General features: G+C 69.2%; 17 protein-coding genes and 2 pseudogenes. 9 read left to right on the top strand and 10 right to left on the bottom strand.

The window, feature by feature from the left end:
- Position 1: 1 nt before the first annotated feature.
- The gene (locus OED52_RS02525; protein WP_318841902.1) at positions 2-475 is read left to right on the top strand and encodes a nitroreductase family deazaflavin-dependent oxidoreductase; all 474 of its coding nucleotides are present in this window, start codon (positions 2-4) and stop codon (positions 473-475) included.
- Between the two features lie 77 nt (positions 476-552).
- Positions 553-1,212 (top strand): GNAT family N-acetyltransferase, encoded by a 660-nt coding sequence (locus OED52_RS02520; protein ID WP_264153131.1) that lies wholly within the window; start codon positions 553-555, stop codon positions 1,210-1,212.
- A gap of 60 nt (positions 1,213-1,272) precedes the next feature.
- Here OED52_RS02520 and OED52_RS02515 read toward each other — a convergent pair whose 3' ends face one another.
- Together OED52_RS02515 and OED52_RS02510 are read right to left on the bottom strand one after the other, a co-directional pair.
- On the bottom strand, positions 1,273-2,187 hold the full coding sequence (locus OED52_RS02515) for an SDR family oxidoreductase (protein ID WP_264153130.1): 915 nt from the start codon (positions 2,185-2,187) through the stop codon (positions 1,273-1,275).
- Complete coding sequence (locus tag OED52_RS02510; RefSeq protein WP_264153129.1) at positions 2,184-2,960, bottom strand: SDR family oxidoreductase; 777 nt, start codon at positions 2,958-2,960, stop codon at positions 2,184-2,186. The genes OED52_RS02515 and OED52_RS02510 overlap by 4 nt, the downstream gene beginning before the upstream one ends.
- A gap of 145 nt (positions 2,961-3,105) precedes the next feature.
- Between OED52_RS02510 and OED52_RS02505 the strand changes: the two genes are divergently transcribed.
- Together OED52_RS02505 and OED52_RS02500 are read left to right on the top strand one after the other, a co-directional pair.
- Positions 3,106-3,939: a MerR family DNA-binding transcriptional regulator gene (locus OED52_RS02505; RefSeq protein WP_264153128.1), complete on the top strand. Its 834-nt coding sequence runs from the start codon at positions 3,106-3,108 to the stop codon at positions 3,937-3,939.
- Entirely contained in the window at positions 3,936-4,793 is an 858-nt protein-coding gene (locus tag OED52_RS02500; protein ID WP_264153127.1) for a hypothetical protein, read from the top strand. Before OED52_RS02505 ends, OED52_RS02500 begins: the two co-directional genes overlap by 4 nt.
- 77 nt (positions 4,794-4,870) lie before the next feature.
- On the opposite strand, the pseudogene OED52_RS02495 reads toward OED52_RS02500, so the two are convergent.
- The 8 genes and pseudogenes from OED52_RS02495 to OED52_RS02455 form a co-directional block, all read right to left on the bottom strand.
- A pseudogene (locus OED52_RS02495) lies at positions 4,871-4,972 on the bottom strand (2,3-dihydroxybiphenyl 1,2-dioxygenase); the annotation flags it as partial.
- Between the two features lie 16 nt (positions 4,973-4,988).
- Positions 4,989-6,167: an acyl-CoA dehydrogenase family protein gene (locus OED52_RS02490; RefSeq protein WP_264153126.1), complete on the bottom strand. Its 1,179-nt coding sequence runs from the start codon at positions 6,165-6,167 to the stop codon at positions 4,989-4,991.
- 150 nt (positions 6,168-6,317) lie between these two features.
- Entirely contained in the window at positions 6,318-7,184 is an 867-nt protein-coding gene (locus OED52_RS02485) for an alpha/beta fold hydrolase (protein ID WP_264153125.1), read from the bottom strand.
- 211 nt (positions 7,185-7,395) lie between these two features.
- Positions 7,396-8,199: an SDR family NAD(P)-dependent oxidoreductase gene (locus tag OED52_RS02475; protein WP_264153124.1), complete on the bottom strand. Its 804-nt coding sequence runs from the start codon at positions 8,197-8,199 to the stop codon at positions 7,396-7,398.
- 97 nt (positions 8,200-8,296) lie between these two features.
- Positions 8,297-8,455 (bottom strand): annotated as a pseudogene (locus tag OED52_RS02470) (3-ketosteroid-9-alpha-hydroxylase); the annotation flags it as partial.
- A 25-nt stretch (positions 8,456-8,480) separates the two neighbouring features.
- Entirely contained in the window at positions 8,481-10,160 is a 1,680-nt protein-coding gene (locus OED52_RS02465; RefSeq protein WP_264153123.1) for an AMP-binding protein, read from the bottom strand.
- 26 nt (positions 10,161-10,186) lie between these two features.
- Positions 10,187-10,999: a MaoC/PaaZ C-terminal domain-containing protein gene (locus OED52_RS02460; protein WP_264153122.1), complete on the bottom strand. Its 813-nt coding sequence runs from the start codon at positions 10,997-10,999 to the stop codon at positions 10,187-10,189.
- A 300-nt stretch (positions 11,000-11,299) separates the two neighbouring features.
- A complete protein-coding gene (locus tag OED52_RS02455) occupies positions 11,300-12,517 on the bottom strand; it encodes an acetyl-CoA C-acetyltransferase (RefSeq protein ID WP_264153121.1) in 1,218 nt (405 codons plus the stop codon).
- Between the two features lie 125 nt (positions 12,518-12,642).
- Between OED52_RS02455 and echA20 the strand changes: the two genes are divergently transcribed.
- The 5 genes from echA20 to OED52_RS02430 all read left to right on the top strand — a co-directional run bounded on the left by echA20 (position 12,643) and on the right by OED52_RS02430 (position 18,329).
- The gene (gene echA20 / locus OED52_RS02450) at positions 12,643-13,404 is read left to right on the top strand and encodes a (7aS)-7a-methyl-1,5-dioxo-2,3,5,6,7,7a-hexahydro-1H-indene-carboxyl-CoA hydrolase (RefSeq protein ID WP_264153120.1); all 762 of its coding nucleotides are present in this window, start codon (positions 12,643-12,645) and stop codon (positions 13,402-13,404) included.
- Positions 13,405-13,435: 31 nt separating this feature from the next.
- Positions 13,436-14,314: a CoA transferase subunit A gene (locus OED52_RS02445; RefSeq protein WP_264153119.1), complete on the top strand. Its 879-nt coding sequence runs from the start codon at positions 13,436-13,438 to the stop codon at positions 14,312-14,314.
- On the top strand, positions 14,311-15,069 hold the full coding sequence (locus OED52_RS02440) for a CoA-transferase subunit beta (protein WP_264153118.1): 759 nt from the start codon (positions 14,311-14,313) through the stop codon (positions 15,067-15,069). Before OED52_RS02445 ends, OED52_RS02440 begins: the two co-directional genes overlap by 4 nt.
- Positions 15,066-16,145 (top strand): NAD(P)H-dependent flavin oxidoreductase, encoded by a 1,080-nt coding sequence (locus OED52_RS02435; RefSeq protein ID WP_264153117.1) that lies wholly within the window; start codon positions 15,066-15,068, stop codon positions 16,143-16,145. Before OED52_RS02440 ends, OED52_RS02435 begins: the two co-directional genes overlap by 4 nt.
- Before the next feature lie 216 nt (positions 16,146-16,361).
- A complete protein-coding gene (locus OED52_RS02430) occupies positions 16,362-18,329 on the top strand; it encodes a CocE/NonD family hydrolase (RefSeq protein WP_264154556.1) in 1,968 nt (655 codons plus the stop codon).
- Positions 18,330-18,426 lie beyond the last annotated feature (97 nt).

Below are 18,426 nucleotides of genomic sequence, written 5' to 3'. Positions count from 1 at the left end.
CGTGGGGACCACAGCAGCGCCGAAGGGCCTCGATTCGAAGGCCACCGTCACGATCATCAAGTGGATGTCGCGGTTCAACGTCGCGGCGTACAAGGCCACGAACGGTCGTATCGGCGGGAAGTGGCGGGTCGGCAGTGCGTTCCCGTGGGGGATCCCGGTGTGCCTGCTGACCACGACCGGGCGGAAGACCGGTCGGCCGCGGACGGCGCCGCTGTTGTTCCTCGAGGACGGCGACAAGGTGGTCCTGGTCGCCTCGCAGGGTGGACTTCCCAAGCATCCCTTGTGGTTCCGCAACCTCCAGGCGAACCCCGAGGTGACGGTGCAGATCAGGTCGCGGGTGCGGACGATGCGGGCGCGGGTCGCGACCGACGAGGAACGGGCCGTCTACTGGCCGCGGCTGACGGCGATGTATCCGGACTTCGACAACTACCAGTCGTGGACCGACCGGGTCATCCCCGTCGTCGTGTGCGAATGATCTCGGGTCCCATGATCCGTCGGGGACGGGAATACTGAGTCCCGTACTTCCATGCTTCGACGAAGGGATGTCGCACGATGGCAACCACGGATCACGACAAGGTCCTCGACCGGCGGGAGATCGCAGCCGCACTTCTGCGGGCGCTGGAGCGACGTCACGAGGTGCTCGACGTGATCGTCGAGAGTCACGACCGGGCCGAGGCCGTCGCGAAACTGGCCTCGTTGCTCGACACCACGGAGTTCTGTGCCGAAGCCGTGCTGAACCTGCCCTTCCGCCGCCTCACCCGCGCGGAGCGCAAGAAGATCCGGGAGGAACTCGACGATCTCGACGCCGTCCTGCAGTGGACGACGGCGGCGCGTCCCTTCGCGACCGGCGCGCACTTCCGCCTGCGTCCGATCTCGCACAGCGATACCGACACGGCGCTGTTCAAGCAGCGGTGCGCCGAACAGCTCGGAGACGACAGCGACGAGCGGGTCGAGGCCGAGCGGCAGCGCGGCGCGCAGCTGATGGACGACGAGTCCGGGATGTGGCTGGTGGCCGAGGATCTGTCCGGGGACGAACCGAAGCCGGTCGGGTTCGCGTTCGGTGAGCTGACGGGCAACGAAGTGGACGTGCGCATCTGGATCCGTCCGGAACTGCGCAAGCAGGGCTACGGCACCGCGACCCTCAAGCAGGCCCGCAGCGAGCTGGCGGCCTACTTCCCCGGCTCGACCCTGATCGTGCGTACGCCGGTCTAGGACTCCACCCCCGGTGCGCGTTTCCGGTGGTCGCCGCCGCCGGAAACGCGCACCGGACGGTTATGCCCCGTAGACCGGGGTGGGTGGCTGGGAACCGGCGATCAGCTTCTCGACGACCGGGCCGAGTTCCTTCGGATCCCACCGGTCGCCCTTGTCGATCACGTCGCCGTGCCGCCAGCCGTCGGCGACGGAGACCTTACCGCCCTCGACCTCGAACACCCGGCCGGTGACGTCCTTCGATTCGGTGCTGCCGAGCCACACCACCAGGGGCGAGACGTTCTCCGGCGCCATCTCGTCGAAGCCCTCCTCCGGCGGTGCCATCCGCTCGGCCATCTCGCCACCCGCGCCGACGGTCATGCGGGTGCGTGCCGACGGGGCGATGGCGTTGACGGTCACGCCGTAGCGGGCGAACTCGGCTGCGGCCTGGACGGTGAGCGTCGCGATGCCGGCCTTGGCCGCGGCGTAGTTGCCCTGGCCGATGCTGCCCATGAGCCCGGCACCGGAGCTGGTGTTGATGATGCGGGCGTCGACGGGGTTGCCCGCCTTGGCTTCCGCGCGCCAGTGGGAGATGGCGTGACGCATCGGGGCGAAGTGGCCCTTGAGGTGGACGCGGATGACGGCGTCCCATTCCTCCTCGCTCATGTTGGCGAGCATGCGGTCCCGCAGGAATCCGGCGTTGTTGACGAGCACGTCGAGGCGGCCGAAGTTGTCCAGCGCGGTCCTGATCAGGTTCTCGGCGCCGGCCCAGTCGGCGACGTCGTCGCCGTTGACCACGGCCTCACCGCCGGCGGCGCGGATCTCCTCGACGACCTGCTCCCCCGGCGACTCGCCGGTCGCGGAACCGTCGCTGCCCACGCCGATGTCGTTGACGACGACCTTCGCGCCCTCGGCCGCGAAGGCCAGGGCATGGGCGCGACCGAGACCGCGTCCTGCGCCGGTCACGATGACGACGCGCCCGTCCATCAGTCCACTCACTTCGTCTCCTTCGTTCGGGCCGCTGCCAGGAAGGCAGGGCGTTCGCCGCCGCCGTGGACGGTCAGTGTCGAACCGCTGACGTAGGACGCCAGCGGGGATGCCAGAAATGCCGCGCAGTGGCCGATGTCCTCGGGGGTCGCGAGGCGTCCCATCGGGACGGTCGCGCCGACGGCGGCCACCCCCTCCTCGTCGCCGTAGAACAGGTGGGACTGCTCGGTGTCGACCATGCCCACCACGACCGAGTTCACCCGCACCTTGGGCGCCCACTCCACCGCGAGGGATTTTGCGAGGCTGTCGATTCCGGCCTTCGCCGCGCCGTAGGCGGCGGTGCCGGGCGAGGGCCTCGAGCCGCTCACGCTCGAGATGTTGACGATCGAGCCGCCGGTGTCCTGCGTCTGCATCACCGCGTTGGCGGCCTGTGCGACCAGCAGAGGTGCGAGCAGGTTGAGTTCGACGATCTTCGCGTGGAACTTCGGGCTCGCCTCGGCGGCGAGGGCGTGGGGTGAGCCGCCCGCGTTGTTGACCACCACGTCGAGACGGCCGTGCCGTTCGGCGATCGCGTCGACCAGTGCCTCGACCTGCTCGGGGTCGCGCACGTCACAGGGCAGGAACTCGGCTTCGCGCCCGTCCACCGCGATCGGCTGTTCGGGCTCGCGTCGCGCGCACGTCACGACGGTGGCGCCGGCGCGCAGGAAGACCCTGCTGATGCCCGCGCCCACACCGCGTACACCGCCGGTGACGAGCACGACCGCGCCGTCGAGTCCCAGATCCATTGATACCTCCGTGTCTCGGGCAGCGAACGTGCCACCGGATGTCACGACGACAACTTACCAAGCAATCGCTTGGTTCGGTACCTGCACTCCCCCCGGGGTCCGGCGACTTGACCCTGACGTAGCGTCAGGGTCGAAGCTTGGAACCATGAGAATCGGCGAACTCGCACAGGCCGCAGGCACCACCGTCCGCGCCGTCCGGCACTACCACCGGCTCGGCCTCATGCCCGAACCCGCCCGCACCCCCAACGGCTACCGCGACTACGGTCTCGCAGACCTGGTGCGGCTGCTGCGCATCCGCTGGCTGGCCCAGTCCGGGCTCCCGCTCGGCTCGGTGGCCACGGTTCTCGGCGGGCACTTCACCGAGGCCGGCGACCGGGACGCGGAGGACGATCTGACCGCCGACCTCGAATCGCTGCTGGAGTCGGCGGACGAGCAGATCCGCAGCCTCCGGGTGAAGCGGGACGCCCTGGCCGCCATCCTCGAACGCCACCGCAACGGTGAACGGCTCTCCCCGCTGCCGCAACCGATCGTGGAGGCCTTCGACGAGCTCGTCGACAGCGAGGACGACCCGCACACCCGCGCGCTGTTCGAACGCGAGCGCGACAGCTGGGAGATGCTGGCGCTGTCGGGTGAGGCCTCACCCGAGTACCTCGACGGGCTGGAGACGCTGCTCGACGACCCGGACCGGCGTCACGCGCTCGTCACCGTCTACCGCCGGTTCGGGGCGCTCACCGGCCGCGATCCCGAGGAAGCGGCCGACGAGATCGATGCGGTGGCCGAGGGCATGGCCGCGCTGTTCGACGAAAGCCCGCTCGTCGCCGACCTGTTCGGGCCGTGGTCCCTCGAGGCCGCGACGGCGCTCGACACGGACCACGAGATACTCGCCGAGTTCCTGCCCGACCCCGCACAGCAGGCCGTGGCCGTCGCCTTCGTGCGCCGCGTCGCCGAGCGGACCGGCCGGGAAGGAACCCACCGATGACCGGCCGCACCGTCCACCTCGTCCACCGGGCCGCCCTCGTCCTCACCCTGGCGCTGGTGGGCACGAACACCGTGCTGGCAGCGCGGGGGGTGATCGACGTGCAGCAGGGCGTGACCCTCTACCTGTGTGTGGAACTGCCGCTCGGACTCCTCGTGCTCGCGATCGGAGTGCTGCGGGTGCGCGCGCTGCGGCACTCCGACGCGTCCTGGTCGCAGGTACTCGACGAGATCGCCGGCCGCACACCGGCCGCGCTGCTGCGGATGGAACTGCGAAGCTACCGGGCGTTGTGGTGGCTCGCGCGGCGCCGGCGCGTCGGCGAGGGCCCCGGCGTCACCGCCATCGGCCACACCCGCGGCACGCTGGCCGTGCCGATCGCATTGCTGGTCGCGTCGCTCGTCGAGATGACCGCGGTGCACCTGCTGGTGCCCTGGGAGTGGCTGCGGTGGACGCTGCTGATCGTGTCGCTCTACTCGCTCCTGCCCCTGGCGGGACTGCTGGCCGACCGCATCGTCCACCCGCACCTGGTGACGGCCGACGAGTTCGTCCTGCGGTCCGGGCACCAGGTGATCGCCCGCATCGACCCGCGCGACGTGCAGCGCTGCATTCCGCGGCGCCGCTTCGACCGCACCGAGGCCGGGGTGGACGACGACACACTGTTCCTGCCGGGGCCGGACGGTACCGTCCTCGATCTCGTTCTCGCGCAACCGATCGAGGTGCTGCTCCCGGCCTTCCTCGAACATCGGCGCCGACGGGCCCACGTGCAGCGGATCGCACTCCACGTCGACGATCCCGCCGCCGCCCGCGCCGCTCTCACCCCCGTCTCCGCCCGATCCCGGGGGAGCTCCCGGCGATGATCTCCACCTGGGTCATGGCCGGTTACCGGCGATACCGAATCCGGCCACCACGACGTCGGATTCGAGGTCCCCGCCGTCGGGGCCCGAACACAGAAGGAGACCGTCCTGTCGTCGGTGTGCCGGCCCAGCGTAGACGAGATCGAGAAGCCCAGCCCGTTCACCCGGTCCAGGGCCCGACCGGTAATCGATGTGATGTCAGATCATCGATCGCATCATGCCCTGCGGTTCTTCACCGAGCTGGGTGAGCGTCGCGGCGTGGAAGATCGAACCGGGGACGTGGATGGCGTGGCTCAGACCGGCGTGCGCGTCGCGCCAGAAGCGCTGCAGCGGATTGCTCAGCTGCAACGCGCCACCACCGGCCCGCGAGAAGATCTCGTCGACGGCGCGCACGGCCCGCCATGCCGCGGCGACCTGCGTCCGGCGTCCGATCGCGCGTTGCTCGAAGGTGACCTCGATGCCCCGCTCGGTCAGATCCCAGAAGCGGTCGACGGTTTCGAGCAGAGCGGCACGCGAGGCGGCGATCTCCGCCGCGGCGTCACCGAGGCTCGGCAGCACGTACGGGTCCTGCTTGATCGCGGTGCCCGACACTGTGACCCGCTCGCGCTGGGACTCGATGTAGCAGTTCAGCGCACCCTCTGCGATGCCGATGAGCGACGAGGTGATACCGAGCGGGAAGATGCACGAGAAGGGGAACCTGTAGAGCGTCTCGTCGCGTCCGGCGTCCTGCCAGGCCACACCGCCCATGACCCGCTCCGCCTTCAACGTTCGATAGGCGGGGATGAAGGCGTTCTCGACGATGAGGTCCTTCGAACCGGTGCCACGCAGTCCGACCACGTTCCAGCTGTCGTGATCGATGCGGTAGTCCGAGCGCGGCAACAGCACATGCAGACTCTGCGGCGGGATGAGCCGGTTCCCCTTCTCGTCGCCGACGGCCGCCCCGATCATCACCCAGTTGCAGTGGTCGGTACCGGAGGAGAACGACCAGCGGCCGTTGAGGATGTAACCACCGTCGACCGGGGTGGCGACACCCATCGGTGCGTACGGGGAGGCGATCCACGTGTCGGGGTCCTCCCCCCACACCTCCTCCTGGGCCTTCGGGTCGAAGAAGGCCATCTCCCAAGGATGTACCCCGACGATGCCGCTGACCCAGCCGGTCGCACCGTCCATCGCGCCGATGGCCATGGCGGTCTCCGCGAATTCGCGGGGGTGCGCCTCGAGGCCCCCGAACTCCTTCGGTTGGAGGAGCCGGATGACACCGGCGTCGCGGAGCCTCTTGGCGCTGCGGTCGGTCAGACGCATGAGCTTGTCGCCTTCGGCACCGTCCGCACGGATCTCGTCTGCGAACTCCGAAACGGAGTCGAGCACCTGTCCCATGATCTCTCCAGCTCTGTGAGGTGACACCCGACGCGACGTGGTGAGCGTCGGTTCTACGGCATCCGAGGTTTCAGGAGAACGGATCTCGTATCACCGGTTTTCCGCTGAGCGGGAACCCCGCGGGATGTCCGGCCCGGGCGGGACCGGTGGTTACGAGTCGTCCCGGTCGAGGAAGGCGAGCACCGCCGACAACCAGGCCTCCCGGGCCTCGATCATCGTCCAGTGACCGCAGTTGGGGAACACGTGGAGCTCGCCGCGGCGCAGTTCGCGCATGGGGAGCATCGCCATGTCGACAGGGCTGACGCGGTCGTCGCGGCCCCAGGTCAGCAGCACCGGCGCGGTGATCTTGTGGAGCTGCGCCCAGTAGGGTGTGGCATCGGATGCGGCAGCCGCCTTCGCGTTCGCCGCGAAGGCGGCGGTGCTGTACATGCGTCGGGCGATCTCGAGGGTCTTCGGTTCGGTGGCCAGTGCCCACCGCTCCTCGATGAGTTCCTCGGTGACGATCGCGGGGTCGTACACCATCGACCGCAGCCAGCGGACGAGCTTGTCGCGCGTGGGGTCGTCCGTGAACTCCATGAGCAGCCGGATGCCTTCGCCCGGCGCCGGTGCGAAGACCGACCGGCCGGCGCCGCCGATGGTGACGAGCTTCTTCACCCGGTCCGGCTGCGCGATCGCGAACTGCATCCCGACGATGCCGCCCATCGAGTTGCCGATGATCGACACGCGGTCGAGACCGAGGCCGTCGAGGAAGTCGGTCACCGCGACCGACGCCATCGCCATCGGGTGTCCTTCGCACGGGTCGCTCACGCCGAATCCGGGGAACTCCAGGACGAGGCACCGGTAGTGCTCGGCGAGATCGGCGAGCACGCCGCGGTAGTTCCGCCAGCCGGTGACGCCCGGTCCCGATCCGTGGAGCAGCAGGAGCGGTTCGCCCCGGCCGGCCTCGTGGTAGCGGAGGGTCCCGCGGTCGGTCGTCAGTTCCCTCGCCGTGTTCTCATAGGTCGATTCCGTCGCCATGGGACCAGACTTCCAGTGACCCACCTCACGGACCGCACGCGCTCCCGATCACCGGGACGTCCTGTCCACCCGAGGTGCGGTCGGTTGCCCGAGCGGGTGGCGAGCCGTCCGTCGATCTTGTCCAGGTACACGCAGTCGCCGCAGTCGAGCACGGGCAGGTGCGCGACCCTCCGGGTGGTCATGTGGAGTTCGTGGAGGAGTGGGCGGTGGATCAGCGGTTCAGCAGCGCCCGCATCGCCGCCGCGGCTCCGCGCACGAGTTCGTCGCGCGGGAATCCGCTGCGCCTGATCGCGGTCTCGTAGTTTCCCCCCGCGACCCACACCGGGCCGTCCGCGAGGTGTTCGAGGCCCTCACGTGCGACGTCCTCCGGTTCGGCGACACGTATGCCGGGGATGTCGAAGTTCAGTCCCGCGCGCACCATCGCCGGGGTGCGGGTGACCCCGAGAACGAGTTCGACGACGTGCACTCCGTGCGGAGCGAGTTCGAGCCAGAGACTCTCTGCGAAGACACGGCTGAACGCCTTCGACGCGGCGTAGATGCTCTGCTGTTCGGCGCCCATGTAACCGGAGAGGGAGCCGAGCAGCATGATGCCGCCGCGGCCGCGTTCCTTCATCGGTCCCCCGAACAGATGTGACAGTTCGATCTGCCGGTGGACGTTGAGGTCGATGACCCCGCGGAAGCCGTCGAGGTCGCCGGTGACGAACTCGTGGCCGTAGCTGTTCGCACCGGCGTTGAAGACGAACAGGCCGACCTCGATGTCCTCCGTCGCCCTGCGGATCTGCTCCACGGCATCGTCGGCGAGCAGATCCAGTGCGAGGATGCGCACCTGCACACCGTTGCTCCGCGCCTTGTCCGCCGTCTCCTCGAGGGGTCCGGGCTTACGGGCGATGAGCACGAGATCGAAACCCGCGCGGCTCAGTTCGTCGGCGAAAGCTGCACCGACGCCTTCGGAGCCGCCGGCGATGACGGCCCACGGTCCGTACTGCGAGCGATCCAGGTCGAGGGGCTCGGTCATGTCTGGTTCCTTCGGGAAGTGGTCGGAAACGGAAGAGGTCACGGCACGATGGGGGCGCGGATCGGAGTGTCGTCGAAGGCATCGAGGACACCCGAGATCGTGTCCCTCTCGAATCGAACTCGAAGCGGTCCGTCGTCGCCGACGGGGCGTCCACGACATCGACGTAGACCTGCTCGTGCCAGCGACGCAGCTGGTAGACGGGCCCGTCCTCCTCGCACGGGAAGGGGTTGTCGATGCGGATCTCGTTCCGCCGGATCACTGGCCGAGACATTCCGGGGCGGTCACCCGACCCGGGCGGATTCCGCGGCCGGCAGCAGCGCCGTCCGGTCGTTGGCGACGAACTCCTGCTCGATGCGCGCCCGGGTCTCGTCGTCGAGCAGGACGTACTCCGGCGTCCGTCCGACACGCACGTAGACGGGATCGGTGGTGTTCCACGCGACCGCCCGCAGGGGCGCCTTGTTCACCTTGTTGCTGCCCGTCAGGGGGATCCGCTCGGTGAGACGGACGAAACGGGGCCACCACTTGTCACCCATGTCGGGTTGCTCGGTGAGGAACGCGCCGAACGCCGCGAGATCGAACTCCGCCCCGTCCTCGAGTTCGAGGGCGCACATGACCTGGTCCCCGGTCGTCGGGTCGGGTACCGCGAAGACCGGGGCGGACAGGATGCCGGGCATGCGGAGGAGGATGCGTTCGACGGCGGTGGCGGAGAAGTTCTCGCTGTCCACGCGGAGCCAGTCGGCGGACCTGCCCGCGAAGTAGAAGAAGCCGTTCCCGTCGCGGTAGCCGAGATCGCCCGACCAGAAATCCTCCCCCTTGATGCGATCGGCCATCGCCTCGGGGTTCTTGTAGTAGCCCTCGAAAGTGTGCGCGGCACCGCACGCGACGATCTGGCCGACGGCGGCACTGTCGATCAGACGGCCCGACTCGTCGAAACGGGCCCGGGGGCATTCCTGCCCCGTCTCCTCGTCGAGGATGCGGACGTCGACGCCGCCGACGGCGACTCCCAGCGATCCGGGCGGTGTGTCGGGGGTGCGGTTGATCCGGAAGACGCCCTCGCTCATGCCGTATCCTTCCACGACCGTGCAGCCGAAGCGTTCGGAGAACCGGGCCACATCGGTCTCGGAGGCCTCGGTGCCGAACGCCAGCTCCAGGGTGCTCGTGCGGTCGCGCGGATCCTCCGGCCTGTCGAGGACGTACGAGAGCGCCCGGCCGACGTAGTTGACGAAGGTCGCACCGTGACGGTGGATGTCCTCGGAGAAACGGCTCGCGGAGAACGTGCGGGTCAGGCAGACGGTCGCTCCCACCCGCACGGCCGTGCCGAGGTTGAGCATGACGGCGTTGCCGTGGAACAGCGGCATGCACAGATAGGTGACCGAATCCTGGCGCATCCGAACATGTTCGGTGAGTGGACCGAGCAGACGCGCCAGGCGTCCCTGGCTCACGATCACGGCCTTCGGGGCGCCGGTGGAACCCGAGCTGAACAGCAGCAGCGCGATGTCGTCCGGGGACGGGATCGTCGCCGGCAGGGCCGCACCGCGGAACGGTGCCAGAAACTCCTCGTACCGCGGGTCGTCGATGTCGAGGATGCGGTCGGCGGGCAGACCGTGGTCCGTGCCCTCGAGAAGATGGGCGAGCCGGGATTCGGTGATCACCAGATCGATATCGGTGTGCCGGATGTCCCGGGCGACCTCCGGGCCGCTACGGCTGGCGTTGATCCCGACGACGGCGGTTCCCGCGAGCGCACCCGCACCGATCCAGAACACGAAGTCCGGGACGTTCTCGAGCAGCACCCCGACGTGCCGCTGCCGGTCGGCGGGGGCCGGCACGGTGGCCACGATCGCGGCGGCACGGTCCGCGCTCTCCTGCACCACCTCTCCCCAGGTCCACTGCCGGTCGTCGAAACGCAACCCCGCCTTCGGATCGCCGTGACGGGCACGCACCACTTCGGCGAACGTGTCCAACTCTTTCCTCCGGGCAGTTGTGCGGATCAGACGAATGCGGCGTGGCCACCGGACAGGACGGCGCCGGCCTCCGTGACGACGTCGAACCGGGCATCCCTCATGTCCCCCCACGCCCGCACCTGCGCCGTGTCGCCGGGGAAGACGGGTGCCGCGAAGCGTCCCTCCAGTCTCCGCAGGTCGGCAGGGTGGGCTCCGAGCATCTCCGCGAGCGGCAACGTCGTGGCCGCCAGCGTGCACAACCCGTGCAGAATGGGGCGGGGCTGCCCGATGCGGGCGGCTGCGGCGGGATCGATGTGGATGTGGTGCCGATCGCCGGTGAGACGGTAGAGCGCGGCCTGGTCGGGGCGGGTGACGAGGGTGCCGACCGCATCGGCCTCCCCCTCCGGCGCAGCCGGCGTCGAGGGCCCCCGCTCGCCGCCGAATCCTCCCGAGCCCGGGGCGAACAACGACCAGGTCGCCACGAAGAAGTCGCTCTCGACGACGACCTCGAAGACCGCCGCCCGCCCCTTGTCCCAGACCTCCCCGACCCGCGCGGACATGGTGATCTCGCCGGACCGCGGCAAGGGTCTCAGCACCTCGAGACTCTGGGAGCCGTGCAGCGCGGTGCTCGTGTCGAATGCGCCGAGCGCGCCGAGCGCGTCGGGCGCCCACTGGGCCAGGGTCAGGGCGAAGGTCGGCAGCACCCGCAAACGGTCCTCGAACACGAGGTCGAGGTCCGTCGCCCCGGCCCCCACGGCGAGTGCGTACAGGATCGCGTCGCGTTCGTCGTAGCCGATCGTGCGGGTGTCCAGCTCGCGGCCGCGCCACTGCGCGGACGACGGTGATGTCGTTACGGTCATTCGGATCGAGGTCCTTTCTCGGGTACGGGGTCCTGCGGTTCGCCCTCTCGTCGGAGCCGTCCTCCACGGAGGTCGAACAGCGCCTGCGCGAGCGTCTTCCATTCGGCACGCACGCGATGGTCGACAGCTGCACCATCGCCGAGTGCAGCACGTCGATCGCGTTGGTCTCGGCCGTGGAACTCGAGCAGTATCCGGGCACGGGGCCGGCGCGACACGCGAGGTCACCGGTGGACCCACCGGTGGTCCACTGCCGGGTCCCCCGCGGGCGAACCGTTCCGATCCGCCCGCGGGTCGTCCGGGTCAGCTCAGGCGTTCGATCACCATCGCCATGCCCTGGCCGCCACCGACGCACATCGTCTCGACACCGAACTGCTTGTCGTGGGTGCGCAGGTTGTTGATCAGGGTCGCGGTGATGCGGGCGCCGGTCATGCCGAAGGGATGACCGAGGGCGATCGCACCGCCGGAGACGTTGAGCTTGTCCTCGTCGATGCCCAGCTCCCGTGCCGAACCGAGCACCTGCACCGCGAAGGCCTCGTTGATCTCGAACAGGTCGATGTCGTCGATGCCGAGGTTCGCGTTCGCCAGGGCCTTGCGGGTGGCCTCGATCGGGCCCAGGCCCATGATCTCCGGCGACAGCCCCGACACGCCGGTGGAGACGATGCGCGCGAGCGGGGTCAGGCCCAGTTCCTTCGCCTTCGTGTCCGACATGATCACCAGCGCGGCGGCGCCGTCGTTGAGCGGGCAGGCGTTGCCGGCGGTGACGGTGCCGTCCGGCCGGAAGACCGGCTTCAGCCGGCTGACGGCCTCGTAGGTGGTGCCCGGGCGGGGGCCGTCGTCGGTGGACACGACGGTGCCGTCCGGCAGGGTCACCGGGCTGATCTCCCGCTCGAAGAACCCGCTCTCGATGGCTTCCTCGGCGCGGTTGTGCGAGCGCACCCCCCAGTGGTCCTGGTCCTCGCGGGAGATCCCGGTGTAGGAAGCGACGTTCTCGGCGGTCTGCCCCATCGCGACGTAGACGTCGGGCAGCAGGCCCTCGCTGCGCGGGTCGGTCCAGGCGGTGCCGCCCTCGGCGAGCTTCGCGCTGCGGGCCTGCGCGGCGTCGAACAGGGGGTTCTTGGTGTCGGGCAGGCCGTCGGCGTTGCCGGTGACGAAGCTCGAGACCGACTCGACGCCGGCGGAGACGAACACGTCGCCCTCGCCGGCCTTGATCGCGTGGAGGGCCATGCGGGTGGTCTGCAGCGACGACGAGCAATAGCGGTTGACGGTCACGCCGGGCAGGAAGTCGTAGCCGAGCTGGACGGCGACGACGCGGGCGATGTTGAAGCCGGACTGTCCGGCGGGCTGGCCGCAGCCGAGCATCAGGTCGTCGATGTCGGTGGGGTCGAGCTCGGGGACCTTCGCCAGGGCCGCGGCGACCATCTTCGTCGCCAGGTCGTCGGGGCGGATGGAGGCGAGCGATCCCTTGCGGGCGCGGCCGATCGGGGACCGCGCTGCGGACACGATCACTGCTTCTGGCATGTCTTCTCCTCGGGGGTCGGGGGTGCTGCGCGAATCCGCGCGGTCGCCGGGCCTGGGTCCGGCGACGATCCTGTGCTAACTTACCAAGCAATCGCTTGGTTCGGTACAGACGTTAGGAACATGCCATGGGCATCACCTCGACCTCCGACAGCGCCGGTATCACCACGGTCACCGTCGACTTCCCTCCCGTGAACGCCCTGCCCTCGCAGGCCTGGTTCGACCTCGCCGAGGCGATCACCACGGCCGGACACGACATGGAGACTCACGTGGTGATCCTGCGAGCGGAGGGCCGCGGCTTCAACGCGGGCGTGGACATCAAGGAAATGCAGGCCACCGAAGGGTTCGACGCCCTCATCGCCGCCAACCACGGCTGCGCCGCCGCATTCTCCGCCGTCTACGACTGCGAGGTCCCCGTCGTCGTGGCCGTCAACGGCTTCTGCGTCGGCGGCGGCATCGGCCTCGTCGGCAACGCCGACGTCATCGTCGCCTCCGACGACGCGGTCTTCGGTCTGCCCGAGGTCGACCGCGGGGCACTCGGCGCCGCAACGCATCTCGCGCGGCTCGTGCCGCAGCACATGATGCGCACCCTCTACTACACGGCGCAGAACGTCACCGCCCAGCAGCTCGAGAGCTTCGGGTCCGTCTACAAGGTCGTCCCGCGCGACCGGCTGGACGCGGCGGCACGCGAGGTCGCCGAGATGATCGCGGCCAAGGACACCCGGGTGATCCGGCGCGCCAAGGAGGCCATCAACCGCATCGATCCGGTCGACGTGAAGACGAGCTACCGCCTCGAGCAGGGCTTCACCTTCGAGCTGAACCTCGCCGGCATCGCCGACGAGCACCGCGACGAGTTCGTCGCGACCGGTAAACCGCGCAGCAATCGCTGACGCATCCACCTCCACAGGAGTTCGAAACACCATGCGTGACAAGAGAATGTCGCTCGATGACGTAGTCGGCGAGCTGCGCAGCGGGATGACCATCGGTCTCGGTGGCTGGGGGTCGCGCCGCAAGCCCATGGCCTTCGTCCGCGCCATCCTGCGCTCGGACCTGAAGGATCTGACCGTCGTCACCTACGGCGGTCCCGATCTCGGCCTGCTGTGCTCCGCCGGCAAGGTGAAGAAGGCCTACTACGGCTTCGTCTCCCTCGACTCGGCACCGTTCTACGATCCCTGGTTCGCCAAGGCCCGCACGGGCGGCGAGATCGTCGCCCGCGAGATGGACGAGGGCATGGTCAAGTGCGGTCTCGAAGCCGCCGCCGCCCGCCTGCCCTTCCTGCCCATCCGGGCCGGTCTGGGTTCGGCCGTGGTCGACTTCTGGGAGGGCGAGCTGAAGACCGTCACCTCCCCCTATCCCGGCCCGGCCGGCACCGAGACCCTCATCGCGATGCCGGCCCTGAACCTCGACGCGGCGTTCGTGCACCTCAACATCGGCGACAAGCACGGCAACGCCGGTTACCAGGGTGTCGACCCGTACTTCGACGACCTGTACTGCATGGCCGCCGAGCGGCGCTACCTCTCGGTCGAGAAGATCGTCGAGACCGAGCAGCTCGTGAAAGAGATTCCGCTGCAGCAGCTCCTGCTCAACCGCATGGTGGTCGACGGTGTGGTCGAAGCCCCGAACGGCGCCCACTTCACCCTCGCCGGCGACAGCTACGGGCGGGACGAGAAGTTCCAGCGCCACTACGTCGAGTCCGCCAAGGATCCCGAGTCCTGGAAGGCATTCGTCGATCGCTTCCTGTCCGGCAGCGAGGACGACTACCAGGCCGAGGTCCGGAAGTTCGCACAGGAGCAGGCATGACCACCACCGACACCGTGACCCGCGCCGAGTACTGCGCGATCGCCTGCGCGGAGATCTTCTCCGGCGCCGGCGAGATCATGGCCAGCCCGATGGCGACGCTGCCGCTCATCGGCGCGCGCCTGGCCCGGCTCACCACCGAACCCGACCTGCTCATCACCGACGGCGAGGCCCTGATCCTCGCCGACACCCCCGCGATCGGCGCGAAGGGTGCGATCGAAGGGTGGATGCCCTTCCGCAAGGTCTTCGACGTCGTCGCCTCCGGGCGCCGCCACGTGGTGATGGGCGCCAACCAGATCGACCGCCACGGCAACCAGAACCTCTCGGCCTTCGGCCCGCTGCAGAAACCGACCCGGCAGATGTTCGGCGTGCGCGGCGCTCCCGGCAACACGATCAACCACGCGACCAGCTACTGGGTCGGCAAGCACTCCCCGCGCGTGTTCGTCGAGCGGGTCGACGTCGTGTCGGGTGTCGGCTACGACAAGGTCGACCCCGACAACCCGGCGTTCCGGTTCCTTCACATCGCACGGGTGGTCACCAATCTCGGTGTCTTCGACTTCGGCGGCCCCGGCCACACCTTCCGGGCGCTGACCCTGCATCCGGGCGTCGCACCCGAGACCGTCGCGGAGAACACCTCCTTCGAGGTCGCCGGTCTCGACGAGGCCGGTGTCACCCGGGAGCCCACCGCGGAGGAGCTGCGACTGATCCGCGAGGTGATCGACCCGAAGGGCCTGCGCGATCGCGAGGTCGCGCTGTGACGGTCCTGCGCACCGCCCTCACCGATCTCGTCGGTATCGAGCACCCCATCGTCCAGACAGGCATGGGCTGGGTGTCGGGACCCCGCCTGACCGCCGCGACGTCGAATGCCGGTGGCCTGGGCATCCTCGCGTCGGCGACGATGACCTATCCCGAACTCGAAGCGGCGGTCGTGAAGACGAAGTCGCTCACCGACAAGCCGTTCGGCGTCAACATCCGGGCCGATGCCTCCGACGCCGGCGAGCGCATCGACCTGCTGATCCGCGAGAAGGTGAAAGTCGCGTCGTTCGCGCTCGCACCGAAGAAGGAACTGATCGCGAAGCTCAAGGACCACGGCATCGTCGTGATCCCGTCGATCGGGGCCGCGAAGCACGCGGTGAAGGTCGCCTCGTGGGGCGCCGACGCGGTGATCGTGCAGGGCGGCGAGGGCGGTGGCCACACCGGTCCCGTCGCGACGACCCTGTTGCTGCCGAGCGTTCTCGACGCCGTCGACATCCCGGTCGTCGCCGCCGGTGGTTTCTTCGACGGGCGGGGTCTGGCCGCCGCGCTGTCCTACGGTGCCGCCGGCATCGCGATGGGCACGCGTTTCCTGCTCACCAGCGACAGTGCGGTCCCGGATTCCGTGAAACAGCAGTATCTTTCGCGGGGACTGCAGGACACCACGGTGTCACTCAAGGTCGACGGCATGCCGCACCGGGTGCTCAACACCGATCTGGTGAACAGCCTGGAGAAGTCCGGCTACGTCCCCGGGCTGATCGCGGCGGCGCGGAACGCGGCGAAGTTCCGGTCCATGACGGGCATGAAGTGGTCGACGCTGATCAAGGACGGTCTCGCGATGAAGAAGGCGAGCGACCGCACCTGGCTGCAGATCATCATGGCCGCCAACACCCCGATGCTCCTCAAAGCCGGTCTCGTGGAGGGCAACACCGAGGCCGGGGTGCTGGCCTCCGGCCAGGTCGTGGGCATGCTCGACGACCTGCCGAGCTGCCAGGAGCTGATCGACCGCATCATGGCCGAGGCCGTGGAGCGTCTCGACGCCCTCGCCGCCCTGCGTCAGGAGGGTCGCCCGGCCGCCTGATCCCGGCCGCTCCGTCGACCCCGCACATCCGCTCACCGATTCGTCGTCCGCTACAGCGATTTCCGCAACGGATGGACAGGAGGCGAACGGATGTGCGGGGTCGACCGGTTTCGGTCGTTGACGGATCCGTCGACCTCGCGTTAACGTGCGCACAACTGTTACCGCAGGCATGGGGGCCCGGTGAGATCACGCACGGTCGCATTCGTCGTGGCGGCAATGGCCGCCTGCACCATCACGTCCACCGGACCTGCCGTCGCCGATCCGACCGGTGGAGCCGCCGGCGTCACGTGGGAGAACACCGTCGACGCGCCCGATCTCTATCCGAACACCGCGGTGGAGTGGGACGTTCCCATCACCCTCAGCGACGGCACGGTCCTCCGCGCCAACGTCTTCCGCCCTGCCCACGCCGACGGCACCCCGATCGACGAACCCACGCCGGTCGTCCTCGGCCTCACCCCGTACACCAAGCTGCTGTCGACGCTGGCGTCCGTCGCGATGGAGGATCCGCAGTTCGCCCCGCTCGTGGACGATCTCGGATCCGTCCTGAACTTCGGCGCCCCCTTCGACGGGATCACCGAACTCGCCGCACCCGCGGCACAACTCGGCCGTGCCTTCGGACTGAGCCGCGAGCTCGTGCAGAACGGCTACACGCAGGTGATCGTCGACGTGCGCGGCACCGGTTTCTCCCACGGGCAGTGGGACGTCCTCGGCCCGCGCGAGCAACAGGACACCCTGGAGGTCATCGACTGGGCGTCGAAGCAGCCGTGGTCGAACGGGCGCGTCGGCACGACCGGCGTGTCCTATTCGGCGATCAACCAGATCCAGGCCGCCGGGCACCGGCCGCCCGCGCTCGAGGCGATCTTCGCCGTCGAACCCGGCAACGACCTGCTGCGCGACATCGTCGGTACCGGCGGTGCGCTCGGGGTGGGGTTCATGCCCGCCTGGCTCGCACTCGTCAACGGCCTCAAGTGGGTGCCCGACGTGGAGGCGCTGATCCAGGGGCGCTTCGACGCTCAGTGGTTGCGCGACCGGTTCGCCGACCCCGCCACGAAGCTCCCCGAACTGTTCGAGGCCCTCACCGCGCCGACCGTCGACGGGGTGTCGCCGAACGCCCTCGAGGTCGCGCAGGACGGGCCGTTCTACCAGGAGCGGCAGGCCGACCTCGAGTCGATCGAGGTGCCCTCCTTCGTGCTCGGGGGCTGGCACGACATCTTCGCCAACAGCGAACCCGAGATCTACAACCGCATCCCGGTCGCACCCGGCCGCAAACAGCTGCTGATGGGCGACGGTTACCACGCGGTCCTCGGCACCGGTTTCGGCACACCGGGGCACCCGCCGAACCTCGAGGCGCTGCAACGCGCCTGGTTCGACCGCTGGCTCAAGGACATCGACAACGGCATCGACGAGTACGGTCCGGTGACCCTGCTGCAGCAGGGGGGCGGCTGGGTCACCACCGATGAGTTCCCGCGCAGCAATGTCGATCACGAGAAGCTGTTCCTGTCGCCGGCTCCGAGCGGCACGGCCGGGCACGCGGTCCACGACGGCACGCTCGCCACATCTGCGCCGGACACCGCGCAGCGCCTCACCGTCGCTCCGGGCCTGCGCGGAGTGTGCTCCCGGGAGTCGGCGCAGGGCACCGCAGGGATCACGGTGCTGCTCGGTGCCGGGTGCACGAAGGACGCCCGGTTCAACGAGGCCGAGGGCCTCACCTTCACCGGTGCGCCGGTCACGGAACCGACGGTGTTGTCGGGCCCGGTCAACATCCACCTCGAGACCGTCCTCGACGCCACCGACGGCTTCTGGTCGGTCTCGGTGAACGACGTCGCCCCGGACGGTCGCTCCACCGTCCTGACGACCGGGTCGCTCGTCGCGTCGCTGCGCGCGATCGACGATTCGAAGAGCACCTTCACCGCCGACGGCGACTACGCGGAGGCCTACCCGGTCCTGACGCTCGAGTCCCGGCAGCCCGTCGTGCCCGGGCAGCCGGTGTCCCTGGACATCAGCACCCTGCCCACCGAGGCCGTGCTGCAGCCGGGGCACCGCCTCCGGGTGGACGTCTACGCGGCGAGCGTGCCGCGGTCGCTGCCGCTCGGCCCGATGCTGAACGAGAGCGGGCTGCGGCCGCAGCATCTCGAGCTGAACCCGGCGTCACCGAGCTTCGTGACGCTGCCGGTCGTGCGGTAGCAGCCGTCACCGTCGCTTCGGCGGGGTCGCGTCGGCCGCGCCCGCACCGAAGTTCGGTGTCCTGGGAGACGACATCCGGGTGATCGGCGGCACCGTG

The sequence above is a fragment of the Rhodococcus sp. Z13 genome (assembly GCF_025837095.1).
Taxonomy (GTDB): domain Bacteria; phylum Actinomycetota; class Actinomycetes; order Mycobacteriales; family Mycobacteriaceae; genus Rhodococcus; species Rhodococcus sacchari.
Note: the sequence above shows the minus strand (reverse complement) of the source record. Positions and strands in the feature narration are given on the sequence as shown.